The sequence below is a fragment of the Pseudomonas sp. P5_A12 genome (assembly GCF_056400685.1).
Window position 1 is genome coordinate 1 of sequence record NZ_JBFUKU010000017.1, and the last position, 13353, is coordinate 13353.

At 59.1% G+C, this 13353-nt stretch carries 15 protein-coding genes and 1 pseudogene; 13 read left to right on the forward strand and 3 right to left on the reverse strand.

Translation table 11 applies throughout. The annotated features are described in order from the left end of the window. The first annotated feature begins 101 nt into the window (after window positions 1–101). The 3 genes from phaZ to AC1DSG_RS04455 all read left to right on the forward strand — a co-directional run bounded on the left by phaZ (window position 102) and on the right by AC1DSG_RS04455 (window position 3447). Window positions 102–962 carry a poly(3-hydroxyalkanoate) depolymerase gene (phaZ, locus tag AC1DSG_RS04445; RefSeq protein WP_477789768.1) on the forward strand — a complete coding sequence of 287 codons (861 nt, stop codon included), beginning with the start codon at window positions 102–104 and terminating at the stop codon, window positions 960–962. A gap of 122 nt (window positions 963–1084) precedes the next feature. After that, the gene (gene phaC, locus AC1DSG_RS04450) at window positions 1085–2767 is read left to right on the forward strand and encodes a class II poly(R)-hydroxyalkanoic acid synthase (RefSeq protein ID WP_477789769.1); all 1683 of its coding nucleotides are present in this window, start codon (window positions 1085–1087) and stop codon (window positions 2765–2767) included. Window positions 2768–2826: 59 nt separating this feature from the next. After that, window positions 2827–3447: a TetR/AcrR family transcriptional regulator gene (locus AC1DSG_RS04455; protein WP_007948962.1), complete on the forward strand. Its 621-nt coding sequence runs from the start codon at window positions 2827–2829 to the stop codon at window positions 3445–3447. Window positions 3448–3625: 178 nt separating this feature from the next. Here the strand turns inward: AC1DSG_RS04455 and AC1DSG_RS04460 are convergent, their stop codons facing one another. From AC1DSG_RS04460 to AC1DSG_RS04470, 3 genes are all read right to left on the reverse strand, one after another. Continuing rightward, window positions 3626–4411 (reverse strand): phasin family protein, encoded by a 786-nt coding sequence (locus AC1DSG_RS04460; protein WP_477789770.1) that lies wholly within the window; start codon window positions 4409–4411, stop codon window positions 3626–3628. A 10-nt stretch (window positions 4412–4421) separates the two neighbouring features. Next, a complete protein-coding gene (locus AC1DSG_RS04465; RefSeq protein ID WP_477789771.1) occupies window positions 4422–4844 on the reverse strand; it encodes a phasin family protein in 423 nt (140 codons plus the stop codon). A 249-nt stretch (window positions 4845–5093) separates the two neighbouring features. Then, complete coding sequence (locus AC1DSG_RS04470; protein ID WP_477789772.1) at window positions 5094–5369, reverse strand: polyhydroxyalkanoic acid system family protein; 276 nt, start codon at window positions 5367–5369, stop codon at window positions 5094–5096. Between the two features lie 155 nt (window positions 5370–5524). Here AC1DSG_RS04470 and ubiE point away from each other — a divergent pair, with 155 nt between their 5' ends. The 10 genes and pseudogenes from ubiE to AC1DSG_RS04520 form a co-directional block, all read left to right on the forward strand. Continuing rightward, window positions 5525–6295, forward strand: a complete 771-nt coding sequence (ubiE, locus tag AC1DSG_RS04475) for a bifunctional demethylmenaquinone methyltransferase/2-methoxy-6-polyprenyl-1,4-benzoquinol methylase UbiE (protein WP_007989286.1) — start codon at window positions 5525–5527, stop codon at window positions 6293–6295. Further along, entirely contained in the window at window positions 6295–6918 is a 624-nt protein-coding gene (locus AC1DSG_RS04480; RefSeq protein WP_452624610.1) for a ubiquinone biosynthesis accessory factor UbiJ, read from the forward strand. The genes ubiE and AC1DSG_RS04480 overlap by 1 nt, the downstream gene beginning before the upstream one ends. Continuing rightward, window positions 6915–8519: a ubiquinone biosynthesis regulatory protein kinase UbiB gene (ubiB, locus tag AC1DSG_RS04485; RefSeq protein ID WP_477789773.1), complete on the forward strand. Its 1605-nt coding sequence runs from the start codon at window positions 6915–6917 to the stop codon at window positions 8517–8519. The genes AC1DSG_RS04480 and ubiB overlap by 4 nt, the downstream gene beginning before the upstream one ends. Window positions 8520–8690: 171 nt before the next feature. After that, window positions 8691–9092: a phosphoribosyl-AMP cyclohydrolase gene (hisI, locus tag AC1DSG_RS04490; RefSeq protein ID WP_477789774.1), complete on the forward strand. Its 402-nt coding sequence runs from the start codon at window positions 8691–8693 to the stop codon at window positions 9090–9092. Then, the gene (locus AC1DSG_RS04495; RefSeq protein WP_007899279.1) at window positions 9085–9417 is read left to right on the forward strand and encodes a phosphoribosyl-ATP diphosphatase; all 333 of its coding nucleotides are present in this window, start codon (window positions 9085–9087) and stop codon (window positions 9415–9417) included. The genes hisI and AC1DSG_RS04495 overlap by 8 nt, the downstream gene beginning before the upstream one ends. Window positions 9418–9442: 25 nt before the next feature. Then, window positions 9443–9715: a twin-arginine translocase TatA/TatE family subunit gene (locus AC1DSG_RS04500; RefSeq protein ID WP_477789775.1), complete on the forward strand. Its 273-nt coding sequence runs from the start codon at window positions 9443–9445 to the stop codon at window positions 9713–9715. Window positions 9716–9725: 10 nt separating this feature from the next. Continuing rightward, window positions 9726–10184, forward strand: coding sequence for a Sec-independent protein translocase protein TatB (gene tatB, locus AC1DSG_RS04505; RefSeq protein WP_477789776.1), 459 nt, complete (start codon window positions 9726–9728; stop codon window positions 10182–10184). 256 nt (window positions 10185–10440) lie between these two features. Further along, window positions 10441–11241 carry a twin-arginine translocase subunit TatC gene (gene tatC / locus AC1DSG_RS04510; RefSeq protein ID WP_477789777.1) on the forward strand — a complete coding sequence of 267 codons (801 nt, stop codon included), beginning with the start codon at window positions 10441–10443 and terminating at the stop codon, window positions 11239–11241. Then, the gene (locus tag AC1DSG_RS04515; protein ID WP_477789778.1) at window positions 11238–11945 is read left to right on the forward strand and encodes a 16S rRNA (uracil(1498)-N(3))-methyltransferase; all 708 of its coding nucleotides are present in this window, start codon (window positions 11238–11240) and stop codon (window positions 11943–11945) included. Before tatC ends, AC1DSG_RS04515 begins: the two co-directional genes overlap by 4 nt. Window positions 11946–12197: 252 nt before the next feature. Continuing rightward, window positions 12198–13256, forward strand: a pseudogene (locus tag AC1DSG_RS04520) (methyl-accepting chemotaxis protein); the annotation flags it as partial. Window positions 13257–13353: the final 97 nt, after the last annotated feature.

Here is a 13353-nt window from a genome sequence, read left to right on the forward strand (position 1 = left end):
GGCGATCTATCAGTCACACCATTGTTGGATGTGCTACCGCCATCGCGAGCAGGCTCGCTCCCACAGGGATCAGGGATGAATTAACCCACAGGGCCTGAAGCATGCCGCAACCGTTTATTTTTCGTACCGTCGAACTGGATGGCCAGACCCTCCGCACGGCGGTACGCCCCGGCAAGCCTCATTTGACGCCCTTGCTGATATTCAACGGCATCGGCGCCAACCTGGAGCTGGTGTTTCCGTTCGTCGCGGCGTTGGACCCGGACCTGGAAGTGATTGCTTTCGACGTACCCGGTGTCGGCGGCTCGTCGACACCGCGTCGGCCTTATCGCTTTCCGGGCCTGGCGAAACTCACGGCGAGGATGCTCGACTACCTCGACTACGGACAAGTCAACGTGGTTGGCGTGTCCTGGGGCGGCGCCCTTGCGCAGCAGTTTGCGTATTCCTATCCCGAGCGTTGCAAAAAACTCGTGTTGGCGGCCACGGCGGCCGGTGCTGTGATGGTGCCGGGCAAACCGAAAGTGCTATGGATGATGGCCAGTCCACGGCGCTACATCCAGCCATCTCACGTGATACGCATTGCGCCGATGATCTATGGTGGCGCGTTTCGGCGCGATCCTACCCTGGCGGCCAACCACGCGGCGAAAGTCCGTTCGGCGGGCAAGCTCGGTTATTACTGGCAGCTGTTTGCCGGCTTTGGCTGGACCAGCATTCACTGGCTGCACAAAATCAATCAGCCAACCCTGGTACTGGCTGGCGACGACGATCCGCTGATCCCGCTGATCAACATGCGCCTACTGGCCTGGCGAATTCCCAACGCCCAGTTGCACATCATCGATGACGGGCATCTGTTCCTGATTACACGCGCCGAAGCGGTCGCACCGATCATCATGAAATTCCTCGAAGAAGAACGTCAGCGTGCCGTGATGCATCCGCATCCGCATCCATCGCCGTCACGCGGTTAGAGGACACAGGCTTTTGCCTGGAGGCCGGCAGGACGCCGCGCCGCGCAACAACCCACAACAGCGTCTATGGTGAACGGGTTCAGTGTGTTTGTTTTTGGCTTGAAACGAAGGAGTGTTGAGACATGCGCGACAAACCAGCGAGAGACCATTTACCCACTCCCGCCGCGTTCATCAACGCACAGAGTGCGATTACCGGCCTGCGTGGCCGGGATCTGTTTTCGACCCTGCGCAGTGTGGCGGCCCACGGCTTGCGCAATCCGGTGCACAGCGCCCGACACGCCTTGAAACTGGGCGGTCAGTTGGGCCGCGTTCTGTTGGGTGAAACCTTGCACCCGACCAATCCGCAGGACAGTCGTTTCAACGACCCCGCGTGGAGCCTCAACCCTTTTTATCGCCGCAGCCTGCAGGCTTACCTGAGCTGGCAAAAACAAATCAGAAGCTGGATCGACGACAGCGCGATGTCCCCCGATGATCGCGCTCGCGCTCACTTTGTGTTTGCCTTGCTCAATGACGCCGTAGCGCCGTCCAACACCCTGCTCAATCCACTGGCGATCAAGGAGATCTTCAATTCCGGCGGCAGCAGCGTGGTGCGGGGGATCAGCCACCTGCTCGACGACTTCTTGCACAACGATGGCCTGCCCCGGCAAGTCACCAAGCAAGCGTTCGAAGTGGGTAGAACCGTTGCCACCACGGCCGGTTCAGTGGTGTTTCGCAACGAACTGCTGGAACTGATCCAGTACAAGTCGATGAGCGAAAAACAGTATTCCAAACCGCTGCTGGTGGTGCCGCCGCAGATCAACAAGTACTACATTTTCGACCTGAGCCCGCATAACAGCTTCGTGCAGTACGCCCTGAAGAACGGCCTGCAAACCTTCATGATCAGTTGGCGCAATCCGGATGTGCGCCATCGCGAATGGGGACTTTCCACGTATGTTGAAGCCGTGGAAGAAGCGATGAACGTCTGCCGGGCGATCACTGGTGCGCGCGAGGTCAACCTGATGGGCGCGTGCGCCGGCGGACTGACCATCGCCGCGCTGCAAGGCCACTTGCAGGCCAAACGGCAACTGCGGCGAGTGTCCAGCGCGACCTACCTGGTGAGCTTGCTCGACAGTCAAATGGACTCGCCGGCGACGCTTTTCGCCGACGAACAAACCCTTGAGGCAGCCAAGCGCAAGTCCTATCAGAAAGGCGTGCTGGAAGGTCGCGACATGGCCAAGGTCTTCGCCTGGATGCGTCCCAACGACTTGATCTGGAGCTATTTCGTCAACAACTACCTGCTGGGCAAAGAACCCCCAGCGTTCGACATCCTCTACTGGAACAATGACAACACACGACTACCGGCAGCCTTTCATGGCGATCTGCTGGATTTCTTCAAACACAACCCGCTGAGCCATCCGGGCGGCCTTGAAGTGTGCGGTACGCCCATCGACTTGCAGAAAGTCACCGTCGACAGCTTCAGCGTCGCGGGCATCAACGACCACATCACGCCGTGGGATGCGGTGTACCGCTCGACGCTGCTGCTGGGCGGCGAGCGACGCTTCGTGCTGTCCAACAGCGGCCACGTGCAGAGCATTCTCAACCCGCCGGGCAACCCGAAAGCCAACTACGTCGAAGGCCCGAAATTGAGCAGCGATCCGCGGGCCTGGTACTACGACGCCAAGCAAGTCGACGGCAGTTGGTGGACGCAATGGCTGGAGTGGATTCAACAACGTTCGGGCGCGCTAAAAGAAACCCACACGACCCTTGGCAATCAGAACTATCCACCGCAGGAGGCAGCACCCGGTACTTACGTGCGTGTGCGCTGATGATCAACCCACCACGGCCGGCGCTGGCCGTGGCCTGACTCGAACCATAAGAAGACTGGATGAAAACCCGCGACCGGATTCTCGAATGTGCTTTGCAGTTGTTCAATGAGAAAGGCGAACCGAACGTCTCCACCATGGAAGTTGCCAATGAGATGGGCATCAGCCCTGGCAATCTCTACTACCACTTTCATGGCAAGGAGCCGCTGATTCTCGGGTTGTTCGAACGCTTCCAGTCTGAACTGGCACCGTTGCTCGACCCACCTTCCGATGTCGAACTGGCTCCGGACGATTACTGGCTGTTCCTGCACCTGATCGTCGAACGTCTGGCGCATTACCGGTTTCTGTTCCAGGACTTGTCGAACCTCGCCGGGCGCCTGCCAAAACTGGCCAAGGGCATACGCAACCTGCTCAATGCGCTGAAGCGCACACTGGCGTCGTTGCTGGCGCGGTTGAAGGCTCAGGGGCAGTTGGTCAGCGACACCCAGGCGTTGGGACAACTGGTGGAGCAGATCACCATGACGCTGCTGTTCTCGCTGGACTATCAGCGGATTCTGGATCGCGAGGGTGAAGTACGGCTGGTGGTGTATCAGATCATGATGCTGGTGGCGCCGCACTTGTTGCCGCCGATCAAGGTCGCTACCGAACAGATGGCACTTGAATACCTGGAAGCACACGAGTAACCACTGTAGGAGCCGAGCTTGCTCGCGATGACGCCGAGTCAGTCAATATTAGTGGCGGCTGACATGGCGCCATCGCGAGCAAGCTCGGCTCCTACAGAGGGCTGCGTCGTTCATTGAACCGTGCACAAACAAAAACGCCCGACCTTTGCAGGCCGGGCGTTTTTTTTGAGCCCTGAAATCAGGACTGACTGGTTGGCGTCGTTGCTGGCGCTACAGTCGGGGTTACAGCAGGGGTCGGCGCGGCAGCAGAGTTCGATGCGCTGACCGGGGCGGCCGGAGTTGCCGGTTTGGCAGCAGCCACTGCTGGTTTTGGTGCGGCGGCTTTCGGCGCTGCCGGTTTTTTCACCGCAGGCTTCTTCGCTGCAGCAGGTTTTGCTGCTGGCTTGGCTGCCGGTTTGGCGGCTGCGGTTTTGGCAGCAGGTTTAGCGGCAACTGGCTTGGCTGCTGGCTTCGCTGCTGCAGGTTTTGCTGCGGCAGTTTTGGCTGCTGGCTTGGCAGCGGTTTTAGCCGCTGGTTTTGCCGCTGCGGTTTTCGCCGCAACAGGCGCAACCTTGGCACCGGTGAGTTTTTCGATTTGCTTGGTCAGGGTGTCGACCTTGCTGTGCAGAGCTTTCACTTCGTTGCGGCTCGGTACACCGAGGCGCGAAATGGCGCTGTTCAGACGCTTGTCGAAAGCACCTTCCAGCTCATCCCACTTGCCCAGCGCACGATCTTTAACGCCAGTGATGCGCGACTTGGCCGAAGTAGCAGAATCCTTGGCAGCGTCGACTTTCTTGCCGACAACGCTCTTGGTGAGCTTCTCGGCTTTCTCGCCGTCTTTGACCAATGTATCGAAGAGCTTGCTGCCGTCAGTGTCGATCTTCGAGTACACGCCTAAACCAGCCAGCCAGATTTTGCGGGAGTAGTCTTCGACTTTCCCGATCCACGAGCTGCCTTCTTTTTCGGTGTTCTTTTTACCAGCCATCCCGTTCTCCTTAAGATTTACGCGCGACGCGTTCGAGCAATGCCGTCAGCTCATCGAGCTTAGCAGAGAGTGTCTCAACGTCATGTTTAGACGGAATGCCGATACGATTCAAGGCACTTGCGACACGCGAGTCAAAAGCCTTCTCGACCTTGTCGAGTTGAACTTCGACCTTGCCTTTGAAAGTACTCACTTCGCTCTTGACTTCAACGATCTCGGCATTGGCGGCTTCAAGTTTTTCGGCCACTACTTTTTTGCCTTTCTTTTCAACAGTTTGACCAGCCTTGATCAACTCTTGAAAGTACTCGCCACCCTCTTGACCGACCTTGGTGTAGGCACCCAGGCCTGCCAGCCAGATCTTGCGGGCATAGGATTTAACGTCGCCCAGAGCAGTGGTCGATGCGTCGATTTTTTTCTTCAAAATTACTTTGGCCATGGTGCACCTCACGCTCAGAAGGTTTGAGGAACTGCCCACACAAATGTCGGGCTCAGGCACAAAGTAGGGAGAAAAATTAGAAACGGCACCCTAACAACTGACATAAACCTTCGGACGCACCGCAATACAAAAGTGGGAGCGGGCTTGCTCGCGAATGCAGTCTGTCAGTTGACTGAGATGGTGACTGACATGACGCCTTCGCGAGCAAGCCCGCTCCCACATTGAACGCATTTCAAATACAAGAACGGATCAGACCAACGCTTTATCGAGGGCCTTTTCGATTTCCGCTTTGATCATGCCGCTCATGGCCGACATCATCAGCCCCAACTCCACATCGACGCGAATCGAATCTTCGCTGACATGCACCGCGCCTTTCACACCAGAGCGCTTGAGGTTCAATGTGTCGCCGGACCACTGCGGCTCCAGGCCATATTGATCGGACAGTTTCTGCGCCAGCATGTCGGCCTTCTCGCGAGCCGCTTCCTTGCCCAGGCCGTGGGCACGTTCAACACTAATACGGGCCATCGAATGACTCCTGCTTTATGAATACTTTCCTGAAGCATCTTGACCATTACTGCGTCAAAACGTCCCGGTGGTTGCCCATCTTACCTTCAGCCTTGCCAAGACAAAGCATGCCTTGGGGATTAGAATGTCCCGCATTCTCTTCTGGTGACAGCGATATGACTGATCAGCGCAAAGGCAGCGATGCCGAACCCACCACTCACTTCGGCTTCAAAAACGTTCCGGAAAGCCAAAAAGCGGAAAAAGTCGCTGAGGTTTTCCATTCGGTAGCCGCCAAGTACGACTTGATGAACGACCTCCTGTCGGGCGGCATGCACCGTTTGTGGAAGCGTTTTGCGATCGAGCTTTCGGGTGTGCGCACCGGCAATCGCGTGCTGGACATCGCTGGCGGTACAGGCGACCTGACCAGGAAATTCTCGCACCTCGTCGGCCCGACCGGCCAGGTGGTGTTGGCCGACATCAACGAATCCATGCTCAAGGTCGGTCGTGACCGCCTGCTGGACCTCGGTGTGGCCGGCAATGTCGAATTCGTTCAGGCCGACGCTGAAAAGCTGCCGTTCCCGGACAATCACTTCGACTGCGTGACCATCGCCTTCGGCCTGCGCAACGTGACGCACAAGGAAGACGCCCTGCGTTCGATGCTGCGCGTACTCAAGCCTGGCGGTCGTCTGCTGGTATTGGAGTTCTCCAAGCCGACCAACGCGCTGATGTCCAAAGCCTACGATGCCTATTCGTTCGCGTTCATGCCGCTGATGGGCAAGCTGATCACCAACGACTCGGAAAGCTATCGCTACCTGGCCGAATCGATCCGCATGCACCCGAATCAGGAAACCCTGAAGTCGATGATGGTCGAGGCCGGTTTCGACCGCGTGACCTACCACAACATGACGGCAGGCATCGTCGCCCTGCACCGTGGCATCAAACCCTGATGTTGCTGGCCGGTCTGCTCGCCAGCGTTGAACTCGGCCTTAACCGGGTGCTGCGTCTCGACAGCACGGCGCTGCCGCGGCTGGCGCATTTGAGCGGGCGGGTGATTGCCGTTGACTGCCGCAGCCCGGCGTTGCAGCTGTTCATCCTGCCCAGTGACGAAGGCCTGATGCTGGCCGCTCATTGGGAAACCGGCGCCGACTGCACCTTGCGTGCGCCGGCCTCCAGCCTGTTGAAACTGGCGATGAGCAAGGACAAGACCTCGGTCCTGCATGGCCCTGAAGTCGAACTCGACGGTGACAGCGGCGTGCTGCTGGAACTGGCGGCGATCCTTCAGGACCTGGAGCTGGACTGGGAGTACGAACTCTCACGCTGGCTCGGCCCGGTGGCCACGCAACTGGTCGGCGGCCACCTGCGCAGCCGCGCACGCTGGTATCAGCAAGGGTTTGCCAGCCTGGGCCAAAACCTGGGCGAATACCTTGCAGAAGAGTCGCGCACCCTCGTCGGTCAGCGCGAAGCCGAAGCCCGATTCAGTGAACTGGACCAGATCAAACTCGATCTGGAACGTCTCGAGGCGCGCTTCGAACGCCTTTCCCGATCCCTCGACCCAAGCGATAACGCATGAAGCTGCTTGCCGTCCGCCGTTTGTTGCGCATCCAGCGCGTTGTGATTCGTTACCGCCTCGATGACCTGCTGTTTGCCCTGCCGCTGCCGTGGTTTCTGCTGGCATTGCGTTACGCGCTGCCGTGGCGCTGGTTCCCGCGCAAGACGCTGGACCTGAGCCGTGGCGCGCGATTGCGCCTGGCATTGCAGGACCTTGGGCCGATCTTCATCAAATTCGGGCAGATTCTGTCGACCCGCCGCGACTTGTTGCCGGAAGACATCGCCGATGAACTGATGAAGCTGCAGGACCGCGTGCCGCCGTTCGACTCGCAGGTCTCGGTCAAGCTGATCGAAGACCAGCTCGGCAAAAAGATCAGTGAAGTGTTCAGCCGCTTCGACGTTGAGCCGCTGGCTTCCGCCTCGGTGGCGCAAGTGCATGCTGCACAGCTGAAGACCGGCGAAGAAGTAGTCGTCAAGGTGATCCGCCCGGGCCTCAAACCGATCATCGCTCAGGATCTGGCGTGGCTGTTCATTCTGGCCCGCGCCGCCGAAAAGCTCTCTGCCGACGCGCGCCTGCTGCACCCGGTGGACGTGGTCAGCGACTACGAAAAAACCATCTACGACGAACTCGACCTGCTGCGCGAAGCGGCCAACGCCAGCCAGTTGAAGCGTAACTTCGAAGGCTCGCCGCTGCTGTACGTGCCGCAAGTCTATTGGGACTGGTGCCGGCCAAAAGTGTTGGTGATGGAGCGCATCTACGGCATCCAGGTCACCGACCTGACGACGCTGGCCGACCAGCGCACGGACATGAAAATGCTCGCCGAACGGGGCGTGGAGATCTTCTTTACCCAGGTGTTCCGCGACAGTTTTTTCCACGCCGACATGCACCCCGGCAACATCTTCGTCAGCACCGTCAACCCGTGGAGCCCGCAGTACATTGCGATCGACTGCGGCATCGTCGGCAGCCTGACCCCGGAAGACCAGGACTACCTGGCGCGCAACCTGTTTGCCTTCTTCAAGCGTGACTACCGTCGCGTGGCGCAATTGCACATCGATTCGGGCTGGGTGCCGGCAGAAACCAAACTCAACGAATTCGAAGCCGCGATCCGCACCGTGTGCGAGCCGATTTTCGAAAAACCGTTAAAAGATATTTCCTTCGGTCAGGTCCTGATGCGCCTGTTCCAGACCGCTCGGCGCTTCAACATGGAGGTCCAACCTCAGCTGGTACTGCTGCAAAAAACCCTGTTGAACATCGAAGGCCTCGGCCGTCAGCTGTACCCGGACCTGGACTTGTGGAACACCGCGCAACCATTCCTTGAACGCTGGATGCGCGAGCGCGTCAGCCCCAAAGCCTTGCTCGGCAACGTGCAAAGCCAGTTCGAACAACTACCGCATCTGGCCAACATGGCCCGCGACCTGCTCGAACGCATGTCCCAACCCCATGCCTACGACCCGCCGCCCCCGTGGCACCGGCGTCGGGACGACTGGTTCCTGCGGCTGCTCGGTACGGCCCATCTGGCCGGGGGCGCGATACTGGCCGCCGGGGGGCCGCTGAACCAGCTGGCCTATTGGCCGGCCGGAATCATGATGGCCGTCGGTTTGTATCTGGTCGTTCGTCGATAGCACGAATCAGCTGCAAGTTATAAGCTGCAAGCTTCAAGCGATATTCGTAGTGCTCACTTTTGGTTTATGGCTGTAGATACGTACCGCTACACATTACGAAAGAACGATGCAGATTGGCTTTTACTTGTGGCTTGAAGCTCGAAGCTTGCTGCTGCTCCTCGGGAAATGAAGATGAAAAACTGGCTGGACGAGATCAAGTGGGGCGCTGATGGCCTGGTGCCCGCGATTGCCCAGGATCACAAGACCGGGCGCGTCCTGATGATGGCCTGGATGAACCGTGAAGCGCTGGAACTGACCGCTGCCGAGAATCGCGCCATTTACTGGTCACGGTCCCGTGGCAAGCTGTGGCGCAAGGGCGAAGAGTCCGGCCACGTGCAAACCCTGCATGAGATGCGCCTGGACTGCGACGCCGACGTGATCATCCTGATGGTCGAGCAAATGGGTGACATCGCTTGCCATACCGGACGTCAAAGCTGCTTCTATCGTGTCTTCGAGAACGGCGACTGGAAAACCGTCGACCCGGTGCTCAAAGACCCGCACGCCATCTACTCCGCAGGACACCCCCATGAGTGACACATTGACCCGTCTGGCCCAAGTGCTGGAAGAGCGCAAAGGCGCCGCCGCCGACAGCTCGTATGTCGCCAGCCTGTACCACAAGGGCTTGAACAAGATTCTGGAAAAAGTCGGCGAAGAGTCGGTCGAAACCATCATTGCCGCCAAGGATGCCGCCATCAGCGGCGACTGCAGCGATGTGATCTACGAGACCGCCGATTTGTGGTTCCACAGCATGGTCATGCTTGCCCAACTGGGGCAGCATCCACAGGCTGTACTCGATGAACTGGACCGTCGTTTCGGTCTGTCCGGACACGCCGAGAAAGCCTCGCGCCCGTCCGCCTGAATAACTATTAGAGAGGAGCAGCAACATGGGCATTTTTGACTGGAAGCACTGGATCGTCATCCTGGTTGTTGTCGTATTGGTCTTCGGCACCAAGAAACTGAAAAACCTCGGCACGGATGTGGGCGAGTCGATCAAGGGCTTCAAGAAAGCCATGAACGATGACGAAAAACCGGCCGATCCAACCGCGACGTCGTCCCAACCCGTACCGCCGGTTCAGCCACAAGCCACGGTGAACCAGCCGCACACCATCGACGTGCAGGCACAAAAAGTCGAAGAGCCGATCCGCAAAGACGTGTGAGCACTGACTAATGTTTGGTATCAGCTTCTCTGAACTGCTGCTCGTCGGCCTCGTAGCCCTGCTGGTATTGGGCCCCGAGCGCTTGCCGGGTGCTGCGCGCACCGCCGGCCTGTGGGTCGGACGCTTGAAGCGCAGCTTCAACGCGATCAAGCAGGAAGTTGAACGTGAAATCGGCGCTGACGAGATTCGTCGGCAGCTGCACAACGAGCACATTCTGTCGCTGGAGCAGGAGGCGCGGAAAATCTTCTCGCCGACCCAGCAGGAGCCAACGCCGGTGGAACACGTGGGGGCGCAGACGATTCACGCACCTGCCGCTGCCGCTGAGCCTGCACCTGCACCTGCACCTGTTTTTGCGACGGAGCAACCTGCGCCCGCTGTTCCAGCAACCCCGGTTGAACCGGTTGCGCCTGCCGCCGCGCCGACAGCGCCGACTCCTCATGACCCAACACTGCCGCCGCGAGCCCCATGACAAAGGCCTGTCATCGGTCATTTCCTGTGTCGCGTTGTCGCCTGAAAGCGGGCCAGGCAAGGCGTAGGCCGCAGGGAATGGTTGTTCCCTTTCCAAGGCCTACAACGCAGCCTGGCCCGCTTTCAGGCACAACCCGGAGGGCCGGCCTGTATTTGCGCAGGGCTGCGTTACTCGTCACTTATTTGAAACGCCAAACTACGCTCCTCGCGCCTTGCCCTGCGCAAATACAGGCTCGGCGCGACACAGGAAATGACCGATGACAGGCCCTACTCTCCCCGAAAACGACCAGCACATGCCGCTGGTTTCGCACCTCACCGAGTTGCGTACCCGCCTGCTGCGCTGTGTAGCGGCGGTCTTCATCATCTTTGCCGGGTTGTTTGCCTTTACCCAGCAGATCTACACCTTCGTCTCCACGCCACTGCGCGAGTACCTGCCAGCCGGCGCGACGATGATCGCCACCGACGTGTCGTCGCCGTTCCTGACGCCACTGAAGCTGACCATGATGGTTTCGTTGTTCCTGGCGATCCCGGTGATCCTGCATCAGATCTGGGGCTTCATCGCACCGGGTCTGTACAAGCATGAGAAGCGCATTGCAGTACCGTTGTTGATGTCCAGCATCGTGCTGTTCTACGCCGGCATGGCATTCGCCTATTACCTGGTGTTTCCGCTGATCTTCAAGTTCTTCGCCTCCGCCACCCCGGCCGGCGTGGAAATGATGACCGACATCACCAGCTACCTCGACTTCGTCATGACACTGTTCTTCGCCTTTGGCGTGGCGTTTGAAATTCCGGTGGCCGTGGTGCTACTGGTATGGATCGGCGTGGTCGACGTCAAATACCTGAAGAAAATCCGCCCCTACGTGATCATCGGTTGCTTCGTGGTCGGCATGATCCTGACGCCGCCAGACATCTTCTCGCAGACGCTGCTGGCTGTACCCATGTGGTTACTGTTCGAGATCGGCATCCTGTTTGGCAGCCTGATCAGCAAACGGGGCGAGCATCCGGACGATCAACCGGTCGACGATCACAACGACCAGCCGCCAGCGACCCAACCGTGAACCTGCTGCTCCTCGAAGAAGCCGATTTCATTGCGGCCGACCGGGTGATCCTGCGTGATCGCCGGTTGACGCACATGCAGGAAGTCCACCGCTGCGAAGTCGGTGACAGCATGCGCGTCGGAAGGATCGGCGGGTTGATGGGTTCGGCCGAGGTACTGCGCCTGGACGCCAGTGAAGCTGAACTGCGCGTTACCCTCGACCAACCGCCTCCGGCCAAGCTGCCATTGACCTTGGTGCTGGCCCTGCCACGCCCGAAAATGCTGCGCAGGGTGTTTCAGACCGTTGCCGCCATGGGTGTGCCGCGTATCGTGCTGGTGAACAGCTATCGCGTCGAGAAGAGCTTCTGGCAAACCCCGTTTCTGGAGCCCGAGGCGATTCGCGAGCAATTGATCCTCGGCCTCGAACAGGCCCGGGACAGCGTGCTGCCGGAGATCGTCATCGAGAAGCGCTTCAAACCGTTCGTTGAGGACCGTCTGCCGGCGATCACCGAAGGCACCCTCGGCCTGGTCGGCCATCCCGGTCAGTACCCGCCCTGCCCCCGAGGCCTGGACGAACCGGTGACCCTGGCCATCGGCCCTGAAGGTGGCTGGATCCCTTACGAAATCGACCTGCTGGGCAAATCCGGCCTGCAACCGGTGCAACTCGGAGAGCGCATTCTGCGCGTCGAAACCGCCGTCACCGCGCTGCTCGCCCGGCTCTTCTAACCCTGCACACATACACATGTAGCAGTTGGCGAAGCCTGCGTCCGGCTGCGCAGCAGTCGTCAATCCGGACAACTCGGATTACCTGAAACACCGTGGTGTCTGGTTTTACGACTGCTTCGCAGCCGAACGCAGGCTTCGCCAGCCGCTACAGGGGGTGTGAGCGTCGCAAATCTTTTATCCGCCCTACAGAACCCGTCTCTGCTGCCGATACAGCTCCCATAAAACCAAATCAGTGGTCCAGGGAGTTGCAGCATGTACCAATGGCTAGCCGAGAGTCTGGGAAACGTCAGCGTCAATCGCAAATTGGGGATCGGTTTCGGCTTGGTGCTGCTGCTTACCTTATTGATCACCTTCACCGGCTGGAGCGGTCTGGGCGAAGTAACCAGCCGTGGCGATAAGCTGGGCTTCATTTCCAGTATCAATGACCTGACCAGTGACCTGCGCATCGCCCGTCTGGACTACGAAATTCGTCGCGGCGAACAAGGCCCTGACGCTGTAAACGAGATGCTGGGCAAGCTCGAAACCGGCCTGCAAGCCGCCCGTCAAATGATCGAGCAACCTGCCGACGTGGCCATGATCGACCAGCAACTGACCGCCGTCAGCCAGTACAAGCAAGCCTTCATTGCCCTGACTCAGGCTGGTGCCAACCGCGAAAACGCTCGCAGCAAACTCGGCGCCACCGCTGACAACGCCGTGGCCAAGGTTGCTGAAGTCGAAAAATCAATGCTGCAGGGTGACAGCGTTACGCAATTCAACAGCGTGATCGAACTGAGCAAACTGATTCAGCAAGCGCGCTTCCAGGTTCGCGGCTACACCTACAGCGGTAAGACCGATGCCGAGCAACCCGCGCTGGATGCCATCGACAACGCCCTGAAAAACCTGGAAAGCCTGCCGTCCAACCTGCCTGAACAACACATCGCCAACCTGCATCAGGCCGCCGACTCGCTCAAAAATTACCGCGCGGCTGTCAGCCAGTTCCGCGACTCTCAGGTCGCCAGCGCCGACGCGATCAAACGCATGACCGTCCAAGGCGAAATTCTGCTCGGCACCAGCCAAAAACTCACGATTTCGCAAACCGTCGTCCGCGATACCGATGCTGCGCACGCCAAAAACATGCTGTTGATGGTCACCGCCCTGGCCCTGGTCTTTGGCATGATCGCTGCCGGGGCGATCACTCGTCAGATCGTAATCCCGCTGACCCAGACCCTTAAAGTAGCTGAACGCGTGGCAGCCGGTGACCTGACTCACAACCTGACCTCCAAACGTCGCGACGAACTCGGCCAACTCCAGCGCGCCATGCAAAGCATGACTCTGGGTCTGCGCGAATTGATCGGCGGTATCAGCGACGGCGTCACGCAAATCGCCAGCGCCGCCGAAGAGTTGTCGGCAGTCACCGAGCAAACCAGCG

Coding starts and splice junctions, on each gene's coding strand:
- phaC (WP_477789769.1), top strand. CDS start 1,085: ATGCGCGACAAACCAGCGAGAGACCATTTACCCACTCCCGCCGCGTTC.
- AC1DSG_RS04495 (WP_007899279.1), top strand. CDS start 9,085: ATGAGTGACACATTGACCCGTCTGGCCCAAGTGCTGGAAGAGCGCAAA.
- ubiE (WP_007989286.1), top strand. CDS start 5,525: ATGACTGATCAGCGCAAAGGCAGCGATGCCGAACCCACCACTCACTTC.
- tatB (WP_477789776.1), top strand. CDS start 9,726: ATGTTTGGTATCAGCTTCTCTGAACTGCTGCTCGTCGGCCTCGTAGCC.
- AC1DSG_RS04500 (WP_477789775.1), top strand. CDS start 9,443: ATGGGCATTTTTGACTGGAAGCACTGGATCGTCATCCTGGTTGTTGTC.
- tatC (WP_477789777.1), top strand. CDS start 10,441: ATGACAGGCCCTACTCTCCCCGAAAACGACCAGCACATGCCGCTGGTT.
- ubiB (WP_477789773.1), top strand. CDS start 6,915: ATGAAGCTGCTTGCCGTCCGCCGTTTGTTGCGCATCCAGCGCGTTGTG.
- AC1DSG_RS04470 (WP_477789772.1), bottom strand. CDS start 5,369: ATGGCCCGTATTAGTGTTGAACGTGCCCACGGCCTGGGCAAGGAAGCG.
- AC1DSG_RS04465 (WP_477789771.1), bottom strand. CDS start 4,844: ATGGCCAAAGTAATTTTGAAGAAAAAAATCGACGCATCGACCACTGCT.
- hisI (WP_477789774.1), top strand. CDS start 8,691: ATGAAAAACTGGCTGGACGAGATCAAGTGGGGCGCTGATGGCCTGGTG.
- AC1DSG_RS04480 (WP_452624610.1), top strand. CDS start 6,295: ATGTTGCTGGCCGGTCTGCTCGCCAGCGTTGAACTCGGCCTTAACCGG.
- AC1DSG_RS04455 (WP_007948962.1), top strand. CDS start 2,827: ATGAAAACCCGCGACCGGATTCTCGAATGTGCTTTGCAGTTGTTCAAT.
- AC1DSG_RS04460 (WP_477789770.1), bottom strand. CDS start 4,411: ATGGCTGGTAAAAAGAACACCGAAAAAGAAGGCAGCTCGTGGATCGGG.
- phaZ (WP_477789768.1), top strand. CDS start 102: ATGCCGCAACCGTTTATTTTTCGTACCGTCGAACTGGATGGCCAGACC.